The sequence below is a fragment of the uncultured Nocardioides sp. genome (assembly GCF_947489365.1).
Classification (GTDB): domain Bacteria; phylum Actinomycetota; class Actinomycetes; order Propionibacteriales; family Nocardioidaceae; genus Nocardioides.
The window spans coordinates 159,496-180,845 of sequence record NZ_CANLDB010000006.1; the positions used below are offsets into that span (position 1 = coordinate 159,496).

Sequence of the window (21,350 nt, forward strand, 5' to 3'; positions counted from 1 at the left end):
CGATGCTTCATCACATTCAGCGCAGCGACGGACAGCGCGCGATCGCGGGTCGACCACCGCTCCTCGGTCGGGTTCGAGGGACGTCGCACCACCGCCGACTCGGCGGCATGATCACCACACCGTCCGAAGATCCGGCCACAGGCCCCCCGGGGGCCACTAGCCAGCGGCCGCGCGGCGCATTGCCTGCATCGCGGGGCGCTCGACGATCGGGCCGTCACCGGACTGTGTGGTTGGTGCGTCATCGCCGATCCCGCGGTCCGGGGTCGTCGTGAAGTACCACTCGTTGCTGGTCGCGCCCCACATGTTGAAGCCGATGCAGTTCGCGGAGCGCAGGCAGGCGCCGAGCAACCTGGCGTAGACCGCGGCCTGGGCGTGGGCGTCGCCGTTCCGCGCCACCGAGGCCTCCGAGACGCGCACCTCGACGCCGAGGCCGGCGAACTCCTGGAAGATCCGGGGCAGGCCCCCGCCGAGGATCGCCTCCATCACTGCGTCGTCGTCCAGGGTGTCCTCGTCGAAGTGGGCCTGCAGGCCGACGTAGTCGACGGTGCCCTGCGGCATGCGTCGGAGCAGGTCGATCACCGCCTGACGGCGGTCGCGATCCGTCTCGATGGACCAGTCGTTCAGGCCGAACTCGCCGTCCGGATTGGCAGCCCGGGCGGCCTCGAATGCCTCCTCGATGTAGCTCTCACCGATTGCCCGGTACCAGATGGTGTCCTTGTTGAGTCGACCCCAGTGATCGGGGTCGAAGGGCTCGTTCACCACGTCCCAACGCTGGATCAGGCCATGACCGTGGTGGCCGTCGTAACGGCGCACCACCTCGGTGATGTGCCTACGCATGATCGCCAGAGCCTCGTCCTTGCTGGCCTTCCCCATGGCCCGGTGGAGCCACCGGGGGTAGGCCTCGCCGAAGACCAGCGCGTGTCCCTGCACGTCGAGGTCGTGCCGCTCGGCGAACGCGACGAGGGCATCGAGCTCGGCGAACTGGAACTCGCCGCGACGAGGTTGGAGCGCCTGGAACTTGGCCATCGTCTCGGTCTGGATCTCGTTGAAGTTGCGGATGACGTACCGCGCGTATCGAGGATTGGCGAGCAGCTGTGCCAGGTCGACCGCCGTCCCGATCCGCTTGTCGCCGCGGCCGTGGGCGGCGGCCACCGAGGCCAGGCCCGTGCGGCTCGGCGTCACCCCGGCGAACGGGTCGCGTGCCATGTCCTCGACACGGAGCCTGGTGCCACGAAGCGGGGACGCGTCCAACGAGCTGATGACGAAACTCTTCTCGGCGCTCATGCCGAACCAGGCCTGGCGCCCGAACACCTGCCGCTGCACCGGGAACGGCTGGCCGTCGACCGAGACCGTCAGCCGGCCGTTCCGCTGCCGCAGCGTGATCTGTACGTCGCTCGTCCTCGGGCCGTCGAGCTCCATCCTCACGCGGCGGGGCTCGCGATCCTCGTCGCTCCAGATCGTCAACGTGGCCACCGACCTCGTGACGGACACGTCGATGCCGGCCTGGTGCTCGACGCGTTCATCGAATCGTCGGTTCGGCCCGCTCATGAAGGAGACGGTCGCCGTGCCGCGGATGTCTTCGAGCCCAGCAGCGATACGGACGTCGCTCCCCCGGGCCAACGCGACGTGCGGACCGGCCAGCACCACGGGCGGGTTCGGCTGATAGGTCGGCGGCTGCGTCTTCTGGTCCTCGGGAGAGGTGAGGAGCGTCGCGAGGCCGGTCCGAGCGACGTGGAGCGTGCCGTCTCGTGCCGTGACGCCCGGGACGTATCGCCAGCTCCCCGAACGGAGCATGCTCCGCGCACGTCCTTCGACGGCAGGAACGGACATCGCCGCTGGCGTGACGCCGACCGCCTCCGTGACCTGGTCGTTGTTCCCGCCGGAACCGCTCGCGAGGGTCACGACACACAGACCCGCCGCCAGGACCCTGGCCAGACCGGTTGACGACCGAGGCGTGAGGGCGTGATCTGTCGTCACGTGCGTGCTTGCATGACTGCGTCGAGCCGTTGCGAAGCGGTCCGTGCGGCACGTCCACATGTGGGCCCGTCCTGTGTCTGGCAGTGGTGTCGAGTTCCGGTCCCCGACGACGATCGAGACTCGATCGATGCGAGCGGATCTTATGCGCGTCCCGCGAACCACGTGGCCGGCGTGGCCGTCGGCAGAGTGACCTACGCGCTCGCCACCGGGTTGCACCCCCGTCTGACGACGAAGGCCCCTGGCCCGCATCGCTGCAGGTCAGGGGCCTTTCGTGGAGCCGCCTGTCGGAATCGAACCGACGACCTTCTCGTAACGAGTGCCCGCAAACGCCAGCAAGCCCAGCTGCAGCGCTGGCGCCCGACAACCCGGCTGACCTGCGGAAACGCAGACCCGCAGGATCACCATCGGACCCGAGAGTTCCCGCGCCATCACCCGGTCTTGCACAGCTTCTGACCAGTAACCGACCACGCACGTCGGTCGGTTGCGCATCGCCCGGTTGACAGGATCCGGCCCTGGTACCTCGGGGCTGAGGCTGCCGGGACGACCCGCTGCATCCCAACATGCTGGGCGCCTCGGTGGTCGTCCGCACGACCCGCGTCACGGACGTGCTGGGAGGCTGGGCATGTCGCCGAGCGCGGTGAGCATCACCAGGCATGCCGTCACGATGACGAAAATGAAGGCGAGCCGGAACGTCGCGCCCCAGCCCTGGAGTACGACCCGGGCGACCAGAGAGCAGAGAGCGACAACCGAGCTTGATTTAGTCGGCCGTGTGGCCGGGGTCGTTGCTGCCATCTCTCTAGCGTGACTCGATAGCCTGCCCGTCAATGTCAACGATCTGTTGACACCGACGCAAGTGGGGAGTGCTACATGCCGACGATCGAAAACGAGCTTCACAACGCTCTAGTGGCGCGGGCTGCGGACCTGCTCTCAGCTGCGACGACCTGTCTCGCGCTGGCCGACATGCCCATCGAGGGGCATCCGTCTTTTCAACTCGTAAGGATTCGGCAGGCGATCCATGAGCTCGAGTCGGCCGAGGCGTTGACGGCGACCTTGTTCGTTCGCGCCGGGGCTTCTTGGGACAGCCTGGCGACGCGGTTCGAGCTGTCTCGACAGGCACTTCATCGACGTTTGGCGGCTCGGGGGGAAGGTCAGTACGGCATGGCGCAGGAGTACAGCGATCTTCGTCAGAGCGACCTCGACGAGGGTTGCCGCCTCGTTGAGGTCTTGGCCAGTGACATCGGGTCCGAGCTTTCCGATGCCCTCTCTGAGCGCGCCAACGAACTCGCCGAACTCCGCCGCATCCCGCACTGGTGGCGTAGTGGGGAATAGCGGCGTATGGCTTCCTGGTGCCAGGTGTCGCCAAGAATGGATCGACGCGTGGCGACTCAACTCTCGACGGGCGTCAATCCGCTGCTTTTTCGCCCACTGCCGCCGGCGTCTCGAACCCGTTGGCTGGCGAATGAAGCCCTCGGGCTCAGACTCGTACTCGTGGCCAGCTTTGACGAGGTCTAGGCGCGCATCGAGCAGCATGCCGGAGCGGTTAAAGACTTCCACGAGATCCGCATATTGAGTGCCCGGCTGCCACCTCAAAGTCGCACGCGACGGCCGCGAGATCCACCGTTCGCTGATCAACGTCGGCTTGTCGGTCCCTCCAGCTTGCGCCTCTTCTTTCAAGGCGAAGCGAGCGGTCGCGTCCGACACCAAGAGGGATCGTGCCATCTGGGCAAACTGGTGCCGCCTACGGTGTCGCTCGTCCGATTCGGACCGCAGGCGGAGCCCCAATCTCTACCCAAGGCAGGCCAGCCTCCAGAGACTAACCGACGGTGCGTGACAAGGTGGTCTGGCTGACGGTCGAGCAGAAGGACGGACAGACGTCACCAAGCAGAACCGCCTCACGACCGCCGCAGGGGGTGTACCACCGATGCCAATCGACGTCATTGACCTTGGGACCTTTGTGCGCCAGTGGGCGGTACAGAGTCCAAAGGTCGGCTGGCTCCTCGGCGCGGGCGCCAGTGCCGCAGCCCGCGTGCCGACGGCGGACCACATCATGATGGATCTGCTTCTGCGGCTGTACGCCGATGCCCATCAGGTAGTCCGGCAGTCGCTCTCACTCTCTGAAGCACGAGACGTCGAGCGCATTCGCGAGTACTACGACGGCCGCAATGGGATGCCTGCACTGGACGATCCTGCCTCCTACAGTGTCGCGTTCCAGCTGGCCCTACCCGACCCAGGCGCCAGAAGACAGCACCTTCGGTCGGTCCTTGAGGGGCGCTCGCCGTCATATGGGCAGCGAATCCTGGGGGCCTTCGTCGCAGCTGGCCTCACTGATCTGGTGTTAACCACAAATTTTGATGACCTCATTGAGCGAGCTGTCGAACAGGCACAGGTAGCCCTTGACGACCCATCTCGCAGGCGAATGTTGGTGGCGGATCTCGGCAATCCCGGCCAAGCGAACCTGGCGTTGAGCGACGACGACTTTCCGTTCCTGTTCAAGTTGCACGGTGACTTCCGCGACCGCGAGTTGAAGAACTTGGAGTCAGAGCTGCAGGCGCAAGACGCCAACATGCGTCACGCGGTGCTGGATGCCAGTCGACGATTCGGAGTCGCAGTCATCGGCTACAGCGGCCGCGACGCCAGCGTCATGGAGATGCTCACGGAAGCGGTCCGCACAGAAGGCGCGTTCCCCGCCGGGCTCTGGTGGATGGGACGTCGAGCCACCTCGATGCTCAACTCGGTGAAGCACCTGTTCGACGAGTGCGCGGCGAACGGGGTCTCGGCCTACTACGTGTTGATCGAGACCTTCGACGAAACGATGGCCGCACTCGGTCGCCAGGCCGAGCTGCCTGACAGCCTCCGCAGCTACGTCGACAACCTTCAGGCGCGGCCGAGAGTCACCAACGGCGGGCTGCCACAGCGCGACCGAGGCTCCCTACCAGCACTCCGGATGAACGCCCTGCCAGTGCTGGATGCGCCGACCCGGGCCATTCGCGCCATCTTGACCGCCACACCGGATCGCGCAGAAACACGCGAGGCTCTCCACGAGGCCTCCTGGCGAGGTGCGGCTGTCACGTCTGGCCGTCAGGTGCTGGCCCTGGGGAGTCCCGGAGTTCTTAGGAAGGCGCTCGCCATTGAGGGGCGTATCGAACAATGCGACATAGATCCGCTCGCCGAGACTGCCACAACAATCGAACGAGCGCTCGTCTACGAAGCTCTCGCCCGCGGCCTTGCGCGTGGCCTGCCGGTCCAAGCCAGGATCCGCGACTCCGGTCACCGCCTCATAGTCAATACGACCAGAAACGACGCACCGGAGTCGGAAAGGAAAGGCCCTGCGCGAGCCCTTCTCGCGCGGGCGTACGGAGACCCACTGACCGGCCAGTGCCCGGCAAATCTGGGACGTGGCGCCGACGGGAGGCCTCGACGGTTCGCAGAATCGGTCGAGCTCGCGCTCGAGTGGCGCCTCGGCGCTTTGTGGCTTCTGTTCATACCTCGCACCTGGGTGTCAGCCCTGCCACCAGCTGATCGCCAGCGCGGTTCAGGTGATCCCGCGTCGGCTTGGCGCAAGGAGCGCTGGGTAGATCGCCGAAACGAGAAGTGGGCGGCGATCATTGATGCCTGGGCAAAGGTGCTCGCGCCGGTTGAACGAACTGAGGTTTCCGTTCTGCCTTCCGGCCTCACCGACCGTGATCTGGTCGGTGGCCGCTTCATTTTGGGCAAGACGACTGCCTATAGCCGGGAGGCCCAATGAGCGCGCAGGTAGTCGACGCCCGACTTCCACCTCATCGGTTGCTTGACGAGCCACTCCTGTCGTTCGGCAACGAAGGAGGTGACAAGCATCCGCTCCGCGGACTTCGAGCCCATGGTCCTTACAGTCGCGACTCGTTTGGCTCGGCGGAGATCCGCTTTGCGCTCATCTCGACCACCAAACTGTATCCGAGGGCTCGCCAGTTCCTTGGTTCGCTACTCCAGGAACACCAGCCGACGGATAGACGGAAGTACGTTCCGCCCTACCCGGGCTTTCGTGCGATCTACGGCGTCGAACTCAGCCCAGCCGAGGATTCGGTAGTCCAGCTGGATCCAGCGCTCGTCAATGCTCCCGATCCTCATCACGCGATCGCCTCTGCCTTGGCCCAGGCGGTTCGCCAGCTGACGGTGACACGGTCCAGGTGGGACGTCCTCGTCGTGGCTCTGCCAGCGAGTTGGCGACAGTGGAAGATCTCCACTGATGGCGCTTTCGATCTGCACGACCAACTGAAGGCCTTCGCCGCTCCCCTTGGCCTGCCGACACAGGTCCTTTGGGAGGACCGTGCAATCAACTTTAGGCACATTTGCAGCCTCAGCTGGCGCTTGTCGATGGCTTTCTACGCGAAGGCCGGTGGCACTCCGTGGCGCCTCCACCGAGCCAGCGACGCCGACGTCGCTTTCGTCGGGCTCTCGTACGCAATCCGGGGAGGTACGAAGGACGCCTTCGTAACCTGTTGCTCACAGGTGTTCGACGCCGATGGCGGCGGGATGGATTTCGTTGCCTACGACGTGGGGCAAGGCTTCGACCTCGAAAATCCGCATCTGACGCGAGATCAGATGCGGGCCGTCATGAGTCGCAGCGTCCGCCTCTACCAGGACCGCCACGCCGGCAACCTCCCAAGCAGGATCGTCGTCCATAAGACGACCGGGTTCCGCGACGGAGAGGTGGATGGCGTCTTCGATGCCTGGGGTGCCTGCGACGAGGTCGAGTGCGTCAGGGTGCAGACCAGCACACCATGGCGAGGCGTTCGGCTCGTTGCGGCTAGGCCCGGGCAAGGCCCCAGCCAGCCGGCCAACTGGCCAGTTCAACGTGGCACGCTGCAGTTTCTATCGGGACGCGACGGCCTGCTCTACGTCAACGGCACCGCCCCGGGACTTGCGTCCGGGAACAACAACTTCTACCAGGGCGCCAAGAGCATCCCCAGCCCGCTCCTGGTCACTCGGGACGCTGGTGCCGGTCCACTTGAACGCACCGCCCACGACGTGCTCGCGCTCACCAAGATGGACTGGAACAACGACGCCCTTTATGACCCAGTACCGGTGACGATCCGGTACTCGCAGACGCTCGCACGGGTCATCGGGCACACCAGCGGGCTCCCCGACGCCGCATACCCCTATCGGCTGTTCATGTAGGCGTGGCAGGACGACGGCTGTACGGCGCTAACGATCCTGGAGGGGACCCGACGTGAAGCGACTCGAGAACTGGCTTGGCGTCAGACCCAAGGTTGAGAGCAGACGTCCAACGCCAGAAGCGTCGCGGAAGGTGTCAGCGTCCGCAAGCGCGGTCGAATAGGTACGGAGCGCATCTCGGAGAGCCTCCAGCTTCTCCTTCGTCACCACACGGCAGCCGGATGGCACCGCTGCCTTCTTGTCGAACATCGCCCGGGCATGGATCAGCACTGGAACGGCGGAGGCTTGGGCGCCGTAGGTCTGACGGAACCAGTCCATGGCGTTGGAGAGCTGTTCGGCGTGCTTCTTGTAGACGGGGTGGGTCTCCTTGACTTCGTTCTTCGCCTCGATGACGTGGAAGCTGCCGTCAGTCAGTGCCCATAGGTCGTCCGGACCGCGGCCCGTGTCGCGCTCCGGACGCTGTCCGGCGAAGCCCAAGAGGTCGGCGAGCTCTTTCCAGGCTTGCTCGAAGGCATCAGCGCGAGCACCAAAGTTGAGATCACCTATCAAGGCGTTGAACCCGATAAGGAGATCGTTCCCTGACCCAAACTTGCGCTGGAGTGTCGCCGAGGCAGCGGCGCCCTGTTCCAACGTCGGCGCCGAGAGCTTCTCGTACTCCACACCTTCCATCGGGCGAAGCACATTACGATTGCTCCGGTTCGCAGACTTCTGGGTTTGCTGAGCCTGCGCCGGGTTCACGTGGTGCTGGTACGCGGCGTACTGCTGAAGCAGAAACCCCTTCTCGGCCGCCCCCAGAGCACTGTCGATCGCGCGCTGTAGGGCCGCCAAGGCGTCTCCGTAGTCACCTGCGGCGGCGTGGTCGAAGGCCTCCCGACTGGCGACCGAAATGTCACTGACGTTCGCGCTGCCGTAGCGAAGTGGCGCGAGCTTGGCCCGACTGACCGCTAGCCAATCCGGGTCACGACTCAAGCACTGAAGTGCAGCCCCACGCAGCGACTCAAGCCCCGTGCCCTCGAGTTGGGTGGCCACCTGCTCAGACAACTCAATCTGAGCCAAAGTCGCAGGCGAGAAGCAGGCCCGAGCGCTGGCCCCGTAAAGACGCTCCGCCAGACGGTTGCCGAGGAGAATCACCACGCAGTGATCATCATTCGAACGCGTTGCCCGTCCCATGCCCTGTTCCAGGCGCTGCACCTGTCGGGCGATGAGCAGCTCCGACCCCGCAAGCTGTGCCTGGTCGATCCTTTCGGTTCCGGACATCGCCTCGGGCAGGCCATCGACCACCAACACGTGGCAAGCGTCGCCAGGCAGGTCGACACCGTCGTACCGATTGACCAGCACCACCAGACCGAACTTGGGGTTCCGGCGCAACTGGTCGACTCCCCGGGCAAGATTGTCCTTATCCAGCACGGCCGCCGCGTATGGCTGCCAGAACGCGGCCCGTCGGAGGCTCGGCACGATCACGACAACGTTGCGATCAGCTGCTAGACCGACCACGAGATCGCGGAGCTCGTCCTCCGCCGCTTGGGGGTGCGTCTGCTGCGGCACCAGGATGAGACGATCGCCGATGTCGCCAGCGCTGGCGGGCGTGATCGGGTTAGCAACCGCATCGGGATCGGCCCCAAGGTCGCTCACCAAGACCCCGTCGTCAGCCAACGTGGCCGTCAGATAGATGCGGCGCTCCGCCTGGCTGAAGCCAGTGACTACACCTGACGGCAGACAGGGCGCCTCAATCTCCAACGCCTCCCCCGAGAACACGGCCCGACAGATAGGGAGAGCGTCTGCCAGCAGCGGCCACGCAAACTGGAAGTCGTCCTCGCTCGCGAGTGGCTGAAGCAGCGCAAGAACCTCTCGCTGCTTCTCGACCCACGCCCAGTAGGGCACTTGCAGGATGCCGCTGCTCGACTTGGCGAGGAGTGAGACGAATCCAGCGGGCGACTGGTCTTCGAGCGTCGGAGCGAAGATCCCCAGCACCTTGTCGTAGACGTCGTGCGCACCCGGGATAGACAAGCGAAATGCTTGCTCTGCTTTGTTCAGGCAAGCGTGCGCGTCATCAACAATGACGGTATGTGGACGACTGGCGGACGGTGTCCGACCAACGCTGCCACCCACGCCGAAGACTGACCGGCCGTTGAACAACTTCTGGAAGGTGTCGACAAGGATCGCCTTGCCCTGCGAGTAGGCGAACAGCTTCGGATCGGTGACGACCGGGATGCCGAGGCGGTTGGCCTCTGCGACAACCTGCTCGACGAGGTACTTGTCTGGGACGAGGTAGGCGACCGGGCCCTTGCGCTCGGCGAGGGAGCTCTTGGCGATCAGCAAACCGACAACCGTCTTGCCACCACCAGTGTTCAGCTTGAGAATGACGTCCCGCTGATCCCGTCGCGCGAACCATTTCTCCAGCACTTGATCCTGGGGGCCGCGCAAGAAGTTCATTCCCGCGGGCTTGGCCGGAAGCGAGTTGAAGATGTCGCGCGGGTCGATCAGGCCATCGGCGTTGGCCGTCGTGTTGATAGCCCCGAAGTTGATGGCCACGTCTACCTACCTCTATCTGTCTCCTGCCAGCATGCCCCGAAGCGCGGCGGAGTCGCCACTCCGTTTGCAACTCCGTCACCGGGCGTCTCCGTAGATCGCCGCGCAGTGCCTTCCATGGCGGATCGTCGAGCAAGTTCCGGCAAGATCGACTCTCCGAAACCAGCAGTCTCCGTCGCCCCTAAGGTGGTCGCGCATCTGCCGAATGGTCCGTATCCTCGCGGTCGTCACCGAAGGTGGCGTCGTGTCGTCCGGGAGCCCGATCTGGACGACGGTGGCGAGAAAGCCAAGCGGGCCACCCTGGGGCGGCCGCCCGTTCATCCACGGGAAGCTGGCCCAAGCTTGGCGCTCACGGTGTCGTCTCGACGGCGGCTAACACGTTGTCAGCCGGCGCGTCAGGCACTGCACGCTTCGTGATGACCCACCGATCCGATCCGGGTGTGGGCGCGAGTGATGCGCGCGCTGATCAACGGCAGATACGCCGCTTCGCGTTCGAAGGCGACGTAGTACCTGTTCTCCATGATCGCGGCCTCGACCGTGGTCCCGGATCCAGCGAAAGGTTCGAGGAGGCTGCCTTCATTCGGCACGTAGAGCCGAACGAGTTCGCGAGCCAGGGCCAGCGGCTTCACCGTCGGGTGCGAGAGACCGGACTGGAGATGCCGCTCCTCCCTGCCCGCCTTCGGATAGTCGAACACCGTAGTCGGCCAGCGCCGTGGTGACCCGCTCCAGCGCGAGAAGGCACTGACGTTGATGAAGCCGGTTCCCCACCGGTCGAGTTTGACCGCGAAGGTGCTGTCGGGGCGCTTCTGCGCGCACACGATCGGCTCGTGAGCGGGACAGGTCGTCGTGGAGAGGACGCGCCCGTCGGGCAGGACCTGCTTGAGTCCGCGGGAGGCGCTGCCACGTCGGACCCACGTCAGTTGGTCCCGGATCACGAGGTCGGCCTGTCGTGCGGCGTAGCCAACGAAGGAGCGCGCACCCCAGGCCCGGACGTCAAGGGTGTCGACGACTTCGACTTGATCGGCGGTGAAGAACGCCCAGCGCTCCGCTTCACTATCGAGGTCGGCATCCGGGACGAGCCGGACTGCGAAGTCAATGTCTGACCACTCGTCCTGATCGCCGCGAGCAGCCGAGCCGAGCAGTGCGGCCGAAGCACATGCTGGATCCCTGCGCGCTTGGCCGATGAGGCCGCTGCAAGACACGGTCTCGGACCTTGCTGTTTTGCCCTTGTGCCATCTGCGGCAGGCTCCCACGCGAATCCGGGTGATCGCCCAGAAGCGGCCCGAGGCACCCAACGCCGCCCACCGGATCGTTGATGCGGTCCTGGAGGCGATCCAGACAATTTCTGGCCAGTAACTGACCACCGGGGCATTGACCACCAGGACGACTGTGGCCCCTGACCTGCATCGCTGCAGGTCAGGGGCCTTTCGTGGAGCCGCCTGTCGGAATCGAACCGACGACCTTCTCATTACGAGTGAGACGCTCTACCGACTGAGCTAAGGCGGCGCGTCACGGCGTACGGCGGGTGGCCGGCGCGGCGACGCGGGGAACTATACGGACACCCCGGGGCCGGGGTGAAACCGAGGTCAGGCGGCGACCAGGTCCCGGCGGACGGCGTTCGTCGAGCCGGCGGTCAGGTCGGCCAGGACACCGGTCTGCTCGGCGCCGCACCAGCAGGTGAAGGAGACCTCGAGGCCGTCCGTGACGGGGGCCACGTCGGTGATCTGGCGGACGAACATGAGCTGACGGCGCTCGCACGCGGTGCAGTGGTGGGTGAACACGGTGACCTCCCTGGGGATCGGATCTCGGAGCGGGACCTACGCCCGCACTCACTAATGTGCCCGGTCCGGAGCCATAGGGGTAGCCTGACTTTCCTTCGGCTGCCCAAGGAATCGCCTAGGAGTGTGACCGTGCTCTCGCTGCACCAGCTGCGCTGCTTCCTCAGCACCTACGAGCACGGGTCGCTGACCGGGGCCGCCGACGCCCTCGGCTACGCCCAGCCGTCGGTCTCCGAGCAGATCCGCGGGCTCGAGAAGACCGTCGGGGCGCAGCTGTTTCGCCGCGTCGGGCGGGGCGTCGTCCCCACGACCGTGGCCGACGAGCTGCGCCCGCACGCCGAGCGGACGCTCGGCGCGGCGGACGAGGCACTGCGCGCCGTCCGCGCCGCCGCGCGGCTGGAGACCGGGACGATCCGGTTCGGGATGTTCGGCACCGCCCGGCTGTACGCCGGCGCCGACCTCGTCGCCGACGTGCTCGAGCGCTACCCCGGCGTCCGGGTCGAGCTCGTCGGGCAGAACTCCTCGGAGGTGTTCGACGAGCTCCGCCGCGGGCGCCTCGAGGCGGCGATGATCGCCGTCCCGTCGGTGAGCAGCGACGCGATGACGGTGACCCCGGTGGCGCGCGACGAGCTGGTCTACGTCAGCGCCGACCCCGAGCGGGTCGCCACCCCGGTCACGGCGCACCGGCTCGCGCAGGCGTCGCTGGTGATGGCCGAGGCCACCTGGGCCTCGGAGGACTCCACCCGGATCGTGCTCCGCCGGATGCTGCAGGAGACGGGCCGCAACCCGCGCTCACGCATCGAGGTCGAGGACGTCGAGACCGCCGTCGAGCTCGTCGGCCGGGGCCTCGCCGACTCGGTGATGCCGCGCGGCGTCGTCGACCAGCTCCTGCCGCGCCTCGCCCCCGGCGCCGGGTGGACGTCGCTGCGGCCGCGCCAGTACGACACGCTCGCCATCGTGCACCGCGCCAACGCCACCCTGTCGCCCGCGGCCCGACTCATGATCGACCTCGCCACCCGGCGGATCGTGGCGCTGACCGAGTCGTACTGAGGTCCGACCGCCGCCCGACCCGGAGACAGGCCGGGCCGGGCGGGGCCCGACCGGTCCTCGAGGCCGAGCGCCGGGCGCCTGGGGGGAAACCCCGACCCCCGACCCCTCGTGGACCGGAGTCGCTCCGGTGGGGCACCCCGGCGCCACCCCCCGCGGCCTCCGGCGTGCCCCACCGAACCCTCAATCTAGGGAGGAGTCCTTCACAGGCATCGGCGCGAAGTGTGAAGTCGGCCCTGCGATGTTCGGGCCATGTGTGGCGGCGGCAGGGACTCGTTGCCCGGCCGTCCGGGCCCTCGTCCGTCCTCGTTCTCGGAGGAGCTGTCGGGCGCGATCAGCAGCTCCGGGCTCAGTCTCGCCAGGGTCCAGGAGCGGCTCGCCCGCTCGGGGGCGAAGGTCAGCCTCGCGACCCTGAGCTACTGGCGCTCGGGGCAGCGGCGTCCCGAGGGCGCCGCCTCGCTCGACGTCGTCGTCGAGCTCGAGGGCGTCCTCGGACTCGACCCCGGTCGCCTGGTTGACCGGCTCGGGCCGTCGCGTCGGGTCGGGCCCCGGCGCGAACCGGCGAGCTATGCGGACATCCTCGAGTCCGGCTCCGACGACCTGCTCCGCCAGGCCCTGACCGACCTCGACCTCCTGGACTTCAACCAACGACTGGTGGAGCACTCCGCCAGCGTCACCCTGGACGTCGACCGTCACGGCCACCTCGTGCGCCATCACGCGCGCACCGTGTTCAAGGCCGTCCGCGACGGCAACGAGACGCTCCCCCTCGTCCTCACGAACCACGGCCACCCGGTGACCGAGCCACCACTCGTCCACGGCCTCCGAGGCTGCTCCCGCGGTCGGTCGATCGAGGACCTGGCGCACGGGCTCGTGGTCTACGAGCTGCTCCTGCCCCGACCGGTCCACGCCGGCGAGACGGTCCTCGTCGAGCACGTCAGCGAGCTCGCCGGGTGGGAGGCCGACACGGTGTCCCCCTGCTACGAGCACTACCTCGTCCAGCGCGTCCGCGACCTCGTCCTCTGGGTGCGGTTCGACGAACGCCGTCCCCCGAGGTCGTGCCAGACCTACCAGCGGCGGCCCGACGAGGTCGAGCAGGTCAGGACCCTCCCGCCGCCGGCCGACGGATCGGTCCACCTGGCCCTCAGCGACTTCGGACCCGGCGCCGCCGGCATCCGCTGGGAGTGGTGACGGTCAGAGGCGCGCGCGGGGCTGGAGGCGCTCCAGCTGGGTGACGTGGGAGGGCTGGAGCTCGTCGAGGTTCTTCACGCCCAGCAGGCGCATGGTGCGCTCGATCTGGCCGGTGAGGATCTCGACCGTACGACGCACGCCGTCCTCGCCGCCCGCCATCAGGCCGTAGAGGTAGGCGCGGCCGACCTCGGTGAAGTGGGCGCCGTGGGCGATCGCGGCGACGATGTCCTGGCCGGACATGATGCCGCCGTCCACCCAGACCTCGACGTCGTTCCCGACCTCCTTGACCACCTCGGGCAGCAGGTGGAACGGCACCGGGGCGCGGTCGAGCTGGCGGCCGCCGTGGTTGGACAGCAGGACGGCGTCCACGCCGACGTCCGTGACCCGCTTGGCGTCCTCGACGCTCTGCACGCCCTTGACGACGACCTTTCCGGGCCACTGGTCCTTGATCCAGGCGAGGTCCTCGTACTGCACCGTCGGGTCGAACATGGTGTCCAGCAGCTCGGCCACCGTGCCCGACCACGCGTCGAGGGAGGCGAAGGCGAGCGGCTCGGTGGTGAGGAAGTTGATCCACCACGCGGGGCGCGGGACGGCGTTGGCGACCGTCCTGGGCGTCAGGGTGGGAGGGATCGTCATGCCGTTGCGGACGTCGCGCAGCCGCGCGCCGGCCACGGGCACGTCGACGGTGACCAGCAGGGTGTCGTACCCGGCCTTGGCGGCCCGGTCGACCAGCGCCATGGACCGGTCGCGGTCCTTCCACATGTACAGCTGGAACCAGTGCCGACCACCGGGGGCGGCCTCGGCGACGTCCTCGATCGAGGTGGTGCCCATGGTCGAGAGCGCGAAGGGGATCCCCGCCTCGCGGGCGACCCGGGCGCCGGCCTTCTCGCCCTCGGTCTGCATCATCCGCGTGAAGCCGGTCGGCGCGATGCCGAAGGGCAGCGCCACCGTCTTGCCGAGCACCTCGCGGGACGTGTCGACCTCGGACACGTCGCGCAGGACGGCGGGGTGGAACTCGACGTCGGCGTACGCCTGGCGGGCGCGGGCCAGCGAGACCTCGCCCTCGGCGGCGCCGTCGGTGTAGTCGAACGCGGCCTGCGGGGTGCGCCGCTTCGCGATGCGCCGCAGGTCCTCGATCGTCAGCGCCTTCGCGAGCCGACGCTCCTTGGCGGACCACACGGGCTGCTTGAACTTCAGCAGCGGCGCCAGGTCGTGGCGGTTCGGCAGCTGGCGCTTGATGGTCGGGCTCTGGCTCATGGGCGCTCCTGGGTCCTGGGGTCCTCGGACGGTACCCCGCGGTCGGGTCGTCACCCCGGGGTACGGGGGGTGGTGCCGGGTGTGGGGTGGTGGGTGCGGAGGGGGTGCGAGGCGGCCACCGCGGACCGCAGGTCGGCCAGACCGGCGTCCGCGCCGAAGGCCCCGAGGGCCCGGGCCTGGACGAGCACGTTGCCGAGCGCGGTGGCCTCGACGGGGCCCGCGACGACGGGCACGCCGGCGCGGGCGGCGAGCAGGTCGCACACCAGCGCGTTGCGGGAACCGCCGCCGACGACGTGGACGACGGGCACCTCGCGCCCGGTGACCCGAGCCAGGTCGCTCAGCACCCGCGCGTACGCCGCCGCGAGGCCCTCGCAGACCATCCGCACGGTCTCGGCGGGCTCGGACGGGACCGGCTCGTCGTGCACGCTCAGCCACGTCGCGACGGCGTCGGCCATGTCGTCGGGGGCCGTGAACGACGGGTCGTCGACGTCCAGGGCGGGCAGGTCGGCGACGACCCGGTCGGGCAGGGCGGCGGCCGCCGCCAGGAGGTCAGTCAGGTCGAGGTCGTGGCCCCGGCGGCGCCACGCGTCGAGCAACCGGGAGAGGATCCACGTCCCCATCACGTTGCGCAGCACCCGGAAGGTGCCGTCGACGCCCCGCTCGTGAGTGAGGTTCGCGGCCCGGGCGGCCTCCAGCGGCGCGGGCGTGGTCGTCTCGACGCCGACCAGGCCCCACGTGCCCAGCGAGAGGTACGCCGCCCCGTCGGCCGAGAGCGGCGTGCCGGCCACCGCGGAGGCGGTGTCGTGGGAGCCGACGGCGACCAGGGCGACGCCGTCCAGGCCGGTCGCGTCGGCGACGTGGGGCAGCAGCGGCCCGAGCCGGTCGCCGGGGTCCACCAGGTCGGGCAGGATCCGGTCGGGCAGTCCCAGCCGGGCGCAGAGCTCGCGGTCCCAGGTGCCGTCGGCCAGCCCGAGCAGCCCGGTCGTCGACGCGTTGGTCCGCTCCGCGACCCGCGCCCCGCCCAGCCAGTGGCCGAGCAGGTCGGGCACCAGCAGGGCGGTGTCGGCGACCTCGAGCAGCGGGCCCTCGGTCGCGAGCTGGAAGACGGTGTTGAAGTCGAGGTGCTGCAGGCCGTTGCGGGCGTACAGCTCCCCTGCCCCGACCCGCGCGTGCACCGCCGCCACGCCGCGCGCCGTGCGGGCGTCGCGGTAGGTGTACGGCGCGCCGAGCAGGCGGCCGTCGCGCAGCAGGCCGTAGTCGACGGCCCACGAGTCGACCCCCACCGAGGCCGGCTGGTGCGGCGCCGCGGCGCGCAGCCCCACCAGCACCTCGCGGAACAGGCCGAGCAGGTCCCAGTGCAGGCCGTCGGGCAGGCGCACCGGTTCGTTGGCGAACCGGTGCACCTCCTCGAGCTCGACGCCGTCGGACGACACCCGTCCCACGACGACCCGGCCGCTGGAGGCGCCCAGGTCCACGGCCGCGACGGCGACCGCCGGGGTCGGGGCCATCGGTGGTCTCCCCGCCCGGCTCAGCGCAGGAACGCCGCGGCGACGCCGGCGTCGACGGGCACGTGGAGGCCGGTGGTGTGGGTCATCTCCGGACCGCAGAGCACGAACACCGCGTTGGCGATGTGGCTCGGCAGCACCTCGCGCTTGAGGATCGTCCGCTGGGCGTAGAACGCACCCAGGTCCTTCTCCTCCACGCCGTAGACCTCGGCGCGGTTGGCGCCCCAGCCGCCGGCGAAGATCCCGGAGCCCTGGACGACGCCGTCCGGGTTGACCCCGTTGACCTTGATGCCGTGGGCGCCGAGCTCGGCTGCGAGCAGCCGCACCTGGTGGGCCTGGTCGGCCTTGGCGGCGCCGTACGCGACGTTGTTGGGGCCGGCGAAGACGGAGTTCTTCGAGGAGATGTAGACGATGTCGCCGCCCATCCCCTGCGCGATCATCGCCCGGGCCGCGGCCTGGGCGACGAGGAAGGAGCCCTTGGCCATCACGTCGTGCTGCAGGTCCCAGTCGGCCTCGGAGGTCTCCAGCAGCGAGCGCGACAGCGACAGCCCGGCGTTGTTGACGACGAGGTCGACGCCCCCGAAGGCGAGCACGGCGGCGTCCAGCATCGCCTGGACGGCGGCGGCGTCGGAGACGTCCACCTGGACGCCGACGGCGACGTCGGTGCTGCCGATCTCGGCCGCGGAGGCCTGCGCCTTCGCGAGGTCGAGGTCGGCGATGACGACGCACGCCCCCTCGGAGGCGAGCTTCTGCGCGGTGGCCAGGCCGATCCCGGAGGCGGCGCCGGTGACGAGCGCGACCCGGGTGGCGAGCGGCTTGGGCTTCGGCATCCGCTGGAGCTTGGCCTCCTCGAGCGCCCAGTACTCGATGCGGAACTTCTCCGCCTCGTCGATCGGGGCGTACGTCGAGAGACCCTCGGCCCCGCGCATCACGTTGATGGCGTTGACGTAGAACTCGCCGGCGACGCGGGCGGTCTGCTTGTCCTTGCCGAAGCTGAACATGCCGACGCCGGGCACCAGGACGATGAGCGGGTCCTTGCCGCGGATGGCCGGCGAGTCCGGGGTCGCGTGCCGGTCGTAGTAGCCCTGGTAGTCCTCGCGGTAGGCGACGGCGAGCTCGCTCAGCCGCTCGAGGCTCTCCTCGACGCTCGCGGTCGGCGGCAGGTCGAGGACCAGCGGCTTCACCTTGGTGCGCAGGAAGTGGTCCGGGCACGAGGTGCCGAGCGCGGCGAGGCGCGGGTGCTCGGCGGAGGCGAGGAAGTCGAGCACCTCGGGCGAGTCCGTGAAGTGGCCGACCATGGGCCGGTCGGCCGAGGCGATGCCACGGATCGTCGGTGCGAGGGCGGCGGCGCGGGCGCGGCGCTCGACGTCACCGAGGGCGTCGTACCCCTCGAGGCGACCGCCGAACGGCTCGGCGGTGCTGTTCGCCTCGATGTACGACGCCGCGGTGTCGATGATCCAGAGCGAGGCCCGCTCGGCCTCCTCGGAGGTGTCCCCCCAGGCGGTGATCCCGTGGCCGCCGAGGATGCAGCCGACGGCCTGAGGGTTGCGCTCCTTGATCGCGGCGATGTCGAGGCCGAGCTGGAAGCCGGGACGGCGCCACGGCACCCAAACGACCTTCTCGCCGAAGATCTTGGCGGTGAGCTGCTCGCCGTCCGCGGCGGTCGCGATCGCGATGCCGGAGTCGGGGTGCAGGTGGTCGACGTGGGCGGCGTCGACGAGGCCGTGCATCGCGGTGTCGATCGACGGGGCGGCGCCGCCCTTGCCGTGCAGGCAGTAGTCGAAGGCGGCCACCATCTCGTCCTCGCGCTCGACGCCCGGGTAGACGTCGACCAGGGAGCGCATCCGGTCCAGCCGCAGGACGGCGAGGCCGGCCTCGGTGAGGGTGCCGAGGTCCCCGCCGGAGCCCTTGACCCAGAGGAGCTCGACGTCCTCGCCGGTGACGGGGTCGCGCTCGGTGCCCTTGGCGGAGGTGTTGCCGCCGGCGTAGTTGGTGTTCCTCGCGTCGGCGCCGAGGCGGTTCGAGCGGGCGATCAGCTCAGCGGGGACGCTGCTCTGGGGGTTCGTCATGATGCCTTCCGGGGAGTTCTGGGCGGGTTGTGCGAGGTCGGGGACTCAGGTCCAGGACATCTGGGTGCCGCCGACGCGGCTGGTCTCAAGCTCGGCCTGGTGGCCGGAGGCGGCGTACGCCTTCACGGGGTGCGCGGGCAGTCCCCGCTCCTCGCGCCAGGCGGCGAGGTCGGCGCGGACGTCGGTCGAGAAGGCGTCCATGAACACCTCGTGCGCACCGAGGACGTCGCCGGCCTCCTGCGCCATGGTGAGCGCCTCACGGTCGACGAGCAGCGCCCGCGCGGTCATCTCCTGCACGTTGAGGACCGACCGGATCTGGCCGGGGATCTTCTCCTCGATGTTGTGGCACTGGTCGAGCATGAACGCGACCTCGGAGGTGCCGTCCGGGTTCGCCGGGCCGTAGCCGCCCCCGCGGATGACCTCGAACAGGATCCGGAACAGCTGGAACGGGTCGGCCGCCCCGACGATGAGGTCGTCGTCGGCGTAGAAGCGCGAGTTGAAGTCGAAGGAGCCCAGCTTGCCGAGGCGCAGCAGCTGCATGACGACGAACTCGATGTTCGTGCCGGGCGCGTGGTGGCCGGTGTCGAGGCAGACCACGGCCCGCTCCCCCAGGGCGCTGACCTGGGCGTACGACGTGCCCCAGTCCGGGACGTCGGTGTGGTAGAACGCCGGCTCGAAGAACTTGTACTCGAGCACCAGCCGCTGGTCGTCCCCGACGCGCTCGTAGATCGTCGCCAGGGACTCGGCGAGGCGGTCCTGGCGGCCGCGGAGGTCGGCCTGCCCCGGGTAGTTGCTGCCCTCGGCGAGCCAGATCTTGAGGTCGCGCGACCCCGTCTGCGCCATCACGTCGAGGCACTCGAAGTGGTGGTCGATGGCCTTCTGGCGGATCTTGCGGTCGGTGTGTGTCAGGGCGCCGAGCTTGTAGTCGTCGTCCTGGAAGGTGTTGGAGTTGATGGTGCCGAGGCGGACGCCGAGGTCCTCGGCGTGGCGCCGCAGGGCCTCGTAGTCGTCGACGAGGTCCCACGGGATGTGCAGGGCCACGGTCGGCGCGAGGCCGGTGAAGCGGTGGACCGTGGCGGCGTCGGCGACCTTCTCCTGCACCGTCCGGGCGGTGCCGGGGCTGCCGAACACCTTGAAGCGGGTGCCGGAGTTGCCGAACGCCCACGAGGGCAGCTCGATGGCCTGACCCTCCAGCTGGGTCGCGATGTCGGCGAATGTCCTCATGCGTCTGTGCCTCGCTGATCGGTGGTGGGAGGGACGGCCGCCGGGTCGTCGAGGGCGGCGAGCTGGGTCTGGAGGTGGAAGACCTCCTCGAGGCGGACGAACCCCTGGTCGGGGGCCGCGCCGTCGAGACCGACGAAGAACTCGGCCATCTCGGCCTGCCACCGGGCGTTGACCTCGGTGGCGTCCATCGCGGCCTGGGCGGCGGCGAGGTCGTCGGTCTCGACGTAGCCGACGAGCAGCCCGTCGGCCCGCAGGTGCAGGGAGTAGTTGCGCCAGCCGGTGGCGGCGAGCGCCGCGAGCATGTCGGGCCACACCGCGGCGTGGCGGGCGGCGTACTCGCCGAGGCGGTCCGGGCGGACCTGGAGGGTGAAGCAGGCGCGCGTCACGGACCTCTCCTCGCTCGCTCGTGGTGGGTCGCCGGGCGCCCGTCCGTACGGGGGACGGGCGGGCGCCCGGCGGTCAGGGGTGGTGCGCCGCGGCGACCACCGCGGACTGCGACCTAGAAATCGAAGTCGTCGATGTTGGACTCGTCGAACACGGTCGGGTCGCCGAGGACGACGACGCCGTCGGCGCCGACCTCGTACTCACCGAGGTCGCCGGCGGTGAAAGTGTCACCCTCCTCGCCGGTGATGTCGCCGTTGGCCAGCGCCTCGGCGGCGTACGCCGAGAGGTAGCCGAGCTCCTCGGGGTTCCACAGGGCGAAGGACTCGACGGTGCCGTCCTCGATGTACTCGCGCATCTGGTTCGGGGTGCCGAGACCGGTCAGCGCGACGTCGCCCTTGAACTCCGACGTCGACAGGTAGCGGGCGGCGGCGGCGATGCCGACGGTCGTCGGCGAGATGATGCCGGCGAGGTCGGGGTTGGACTGCAGCAGCGCGGCGGTCTCGTCGAACGACTTCTGGTCGTCGTCGTCGCCGTAGACGACGTCGACGAGCTCGATGTCGGGGTGGTTCTCCTCGAGCTCGGCCTCCATGAGCTCGATCCACTCGTTCTGGTTGGTCGCGTTGGCGGCCGCGGAGAGGATGGCGACCTGGCCCTCGTCGCCGATCTGCTCGGCGATGAGGTCGACCTGGGCCTGGGCGATGCCCTCGGCGTCGGCCTGGGCGACGAAGACGTCGCGGTACTCCGGGTTGGTGTCGGAGTCCATGGTCACGACCGGGATGTCGATGTCGCGGGCCTGCTCGAGCGCGGAGCCGATGGCCTCGGGGTCGTTGGCGGACACGACGAGGGCGCCGGCCTGCTGCTGGGTCGCGGTGTTGATGAAGCTGACCTGGCTGTCGGGGGTGGCCTCGGTCGGACCGACCTGCTCGAAGGTGCCGCCGAACTCGCCGGCCGCGGACTCGCCGCCGACCTGGGAGGCGTCGAAGTAGGGGTTCCCGAGGTTCTTCGGGATGAAGGTGATGGCGAGGTCGTCGCCGCCGCCACCCGAGCCGGAGCCGCCGTCGGAGCCGCCGTCGGAGCCGCACGCGCTGAGGGTCAGCGTGAGCGCGGTGAGGGTCGCGAGGACCGTGAGGCCGGCCCGGGGGCCGCGCTGGGTCGTGTGGGACATGGGTGCTCTCTCTTTCGGTTGCTCCGTCCCGGCGGGACGGCGTCTGGGTGCGGGGTCGAGCGGGTGGTGCGGCGGT

At 68.8% G+C, this 21,350-nt stretch carries 15 protein-coding genes and 1 tRNA gene; 4 read left to right on the forward strand and 12 right to left on the reverse strand.

The window, feature by feature from the left end; translation table 11 throughout:
- Window positions 1-156: 156 nt before the first annotated feature.
- Both Q0858_RS16660 and Q0858_RS16665 read right to left on the reverse strand, forming a co-directional pair.
- Window positions 157-1,902: an endo-1,4-beta-xylanase gene (locus Q0858_RS16660; RefSeq protein WP_299056762.1), complete on the reverse strand. Its 1,746-nt coding sequence runs from the start codon at window positions 1,900-1,902 to the stop codon at window positions 157-159.
- 1,002 nt (window positions 1,903-2,904) lie between these two features.
- Window positions 2,905-3,696, reverse strand: coding sequence for a hypothetical protein (locus Q0858_RS16665; protein WP_299056764.1), 792 nt, complete (start codon window positions 3,694-3,696; stop codon window positions 2,905-2,907).
- 202 nt (window positions 3,697-3,898) lie between these two features.
- Between Q0858_RS16665 and Q0858_RS16670 the strand changes: the two genes are divergently transcribed.
- Window positions 3,899-5,722 (forward strand): SIR2 family protein, encoded by a 1,824-nt coding sequence (locus Q0858_RS16670; RefSeq protein WP_299056765.1) that lies wholly within the window; start codon window positions 3,899-3,901, stop codon window positions 5,720-5,722.
- Entirely contained in the window at window positions 5,719-7,131 is a 1,413-nt protein-coding gene (locus Q0858_RS16675; RefSeq protein WP_299056766.1) for a hypothetical protein, read from the forward strand. The genes Q0858_RS16670 and Q0858_RS16675 overlap by 4 nt, the downstream gene beginning before the upstream one ends.
- A gap of 27 nt (window positions 7,132-7,158) precedes the next feature.
- On the opposite strand, the gene Q0858_RS16680 is transcribed toward Q0858_RS16675, so the two are convergent.
- From Q0858_RS16680 to Q0858_RS16695, 4 genes are all read right to left on the reverse strand, one after another.
- Window positions 7,159-9,660 carry a helicase C-terminal domain-containing protein gene (locus Q0858_RS16680; protein WP_299056767.1) on the reverse strand — a complete coding sequence of 834 codons (2,502 nt, stop codon included), beginning with the start codon at window positions 9,658-9,660 and terminating at the stop codon, window positions 7,159-7,161.
- A gap of 392 nt (window positions 9,661-10,052) precedes the next feature.
- Window positions 10,053-11,036 carry a site-specific DNA-methyltransferase gene (locus Q0858_RS16685; protein WP_299056769.1) on the reverse strand — a complete coding sequence of 328 codons (984 nt, stop codon included), beginning with the start codon at window positions 11,034-11,036 and terminating at the stop codon, window positions 10,053-10,055.
- 51 nt (window positions 11,037-11,087) lie between these two features.
- Window positions 11,088-11,163 (reverse strand) — tRNA-Thr (locus Q0858_RS16690).
- Between the two features lie 80 nt (window positions 11,164-11,243).
- On the reverse strand, window positions 11,244-11,438 hold the full coding sequence (locus tag Q0858_RS16695) for a hypothetical protein (protein ID WP_299056770.1): 195 nt from the start codon (window positions 11,436-11,438) through the stop codon (window positions 11,244-11,246).
- 129 nt (window positions 11,439-11,567) lie between these two features.
- On the opposite strand from Q0858_RS16695, the gene Q0858_RS16700 reads away from it, so the two are divergent.
- Together Q0858_RS16700 and Q0858_RS16705 are read left to right on the forward strand one after the other, a co-directional pair.
- A complete protein-coding gene (locus Q0858_RS16700; protein WP_299056772.1) occupies window positions 11,568-12,485 on the forward strand; it encodes a LysR family transcriptional regulator in 918 nt (305 codons plus the stop codon).
- A gap of 273 nt (window positions 12,486-12,758) precedes the next feature.
- On the forward strand, window positions 12,759-13,670 hold the full coding sequence (locus Q0858_RS16705) for a hypothetical protein (RefSeq protein WP_299056773.1): 912 nt from the start codon (window positions 12,759-12,761) through the stop codon (window positions 13,668-13,670).
- 3 nt (window positions 13,671-13,673) lie between these two features.
- On the opposite strand, the gene Q0858_RS16710 is transcribed toward Q0858_RS16705, so the two are convergent.
- The 6 genes from Q0858_RS16710 to rhaS form a co-directional block, all read right to left on the reverse strand.
- Window positions 13,674-14,927: an alpha-hydroxy acid oxidase gene (locus tag Q0858_RS16710; protein WP_299056774.1), complete on the reverse strand. Its 1,254-nt coding sequence runs from the start codon at window positions 14,925-14,927 to the stop codon at window positions 13,674-13,676.
- 50 nt (window positions 14,928-14,977) lie between these two features.
- Window positions 14,978-16,435 carry an FGGY-family carbohydrate kinase gene (locus Q0858_RS16715; RefSeq protein ID WP_299056776.1) on the reverse strand — a complete coding sequence of 486 codons (1,458 nt, stop codon included), beginning with the start codon at window positions 16,433-16,435 and terminating at the stop codon, window positions 14,978-14,980.
- Window positions 16,436-16,455: 20 nt separating this feature from the next.
- Window positions 16,456-18,501, reverse strand: coding sequence for a bifunctional aldolase/short-chain dehydrogenase (locus tag Q0858_RS16720; protein WP_299056779.1), 2,046 nt, complete (start codon window positions 18,499-18,501; stop codon window positions 16,456-16,458).
- A gap of 45 nt (window positions 18,502-18,546) precedes the next feature.
- Window positions 18,547-19,725 carry an L-rhamnose isomerase gene (rhaI, locus tag Q0858_RS16725; RefSeq protein WP_299056781.1) on the reverse strand — a complete coding sequence of 393 codons (1,179 nt, stop codon included), beginning with the start codon at window positions 19,723-19,725 and terminating at the stop codon, window positions 18,547-18,549.
- Window positions 19,722-20,111: an L-rhamnose mutarotase gene (locus Q0858_RS16730; protein WP_299056785.1), complete on the reverse strand. Its 390-nt coding sequence runs from the start codon at window positions 20,109-20,111 to the stop codon at window positions 19,722-19,724. Before Q0858_RS16730 ends, rhaI begins: the two co-directional genes overlap by 4 nt.
- Before the next feature lie 113 nt (window positions 20,112-20,224).
- Window positions 20,225-21,274, reverse strand: a complete 1,050-nt coding sequence (rhaS, locus tag Q0858_RS16735; RefSeq protein WP_299056787.1) for a rhamnose ABC transporter substrate-binding protein — start codon at window positions 21,272-21,274, stop codon at window positions 20,225-20,227.
- Window positions 21,275-21,350 lie beyond the last annotated feature (76 nt).

Coding starts and splice junctions, on each gene's coding strand:
- Q0858_RS16665 (WP_299056764.1), bottom strand. CDS start 3,696: ATGGCACGATCCCTCTTGGTGTCGGACGCGACCGCTCGCTTCGCCTTG.
- Q0858_RS16670 (WP_299056765.1), top strand. CDS start 3,899: ATGCCAATCGACGTCATTGACCTTGGGACCTTTGTGCGCCAGTGGGCG.
- Q0858_RS16675 (WP_299056766.1), top strand. CDS start 5,719: ATGAGCGCGCAGGTAGTCGACGCCCGACTTCCACCTCATCGGTTGCTT.
- Q0858_RS16710 (WP_299056774.1), bottom strand. CDS start 14,927: ATGAGCCAGAGCCCGACCATCAAGCGCCAGCTGCCGAACCGCCACGAC.
- Q0858_RS16715 (WP_299056776.1), bottom strand. CDS start 16,435: ATGGCCCCGACCCCGGCGGTCGCCGTCGCGGCCGTGGACCTGGGCGCC.
- Q0858_RS16720 (WP_299056779.1), bottom strand. CDS start 18,501: ATGACGAACCCCCAGAGCAGCGTCCCCGCTGAGCTGATCGCCCGCTCG.
- rhaI (WP_299056781.1), bottom strand. CDS start 19,725: ATGAGGACATTCGCCGACATCGCGACCCAGCTGGAGGGTCAGGCCATC.
- rhaS (WP_299056787.1), bottom strand. CDS start 21,274: ATGTCCCACACGACCCAGCGCGGCCCCCGGGCCGGCCTCACGGTCCTC.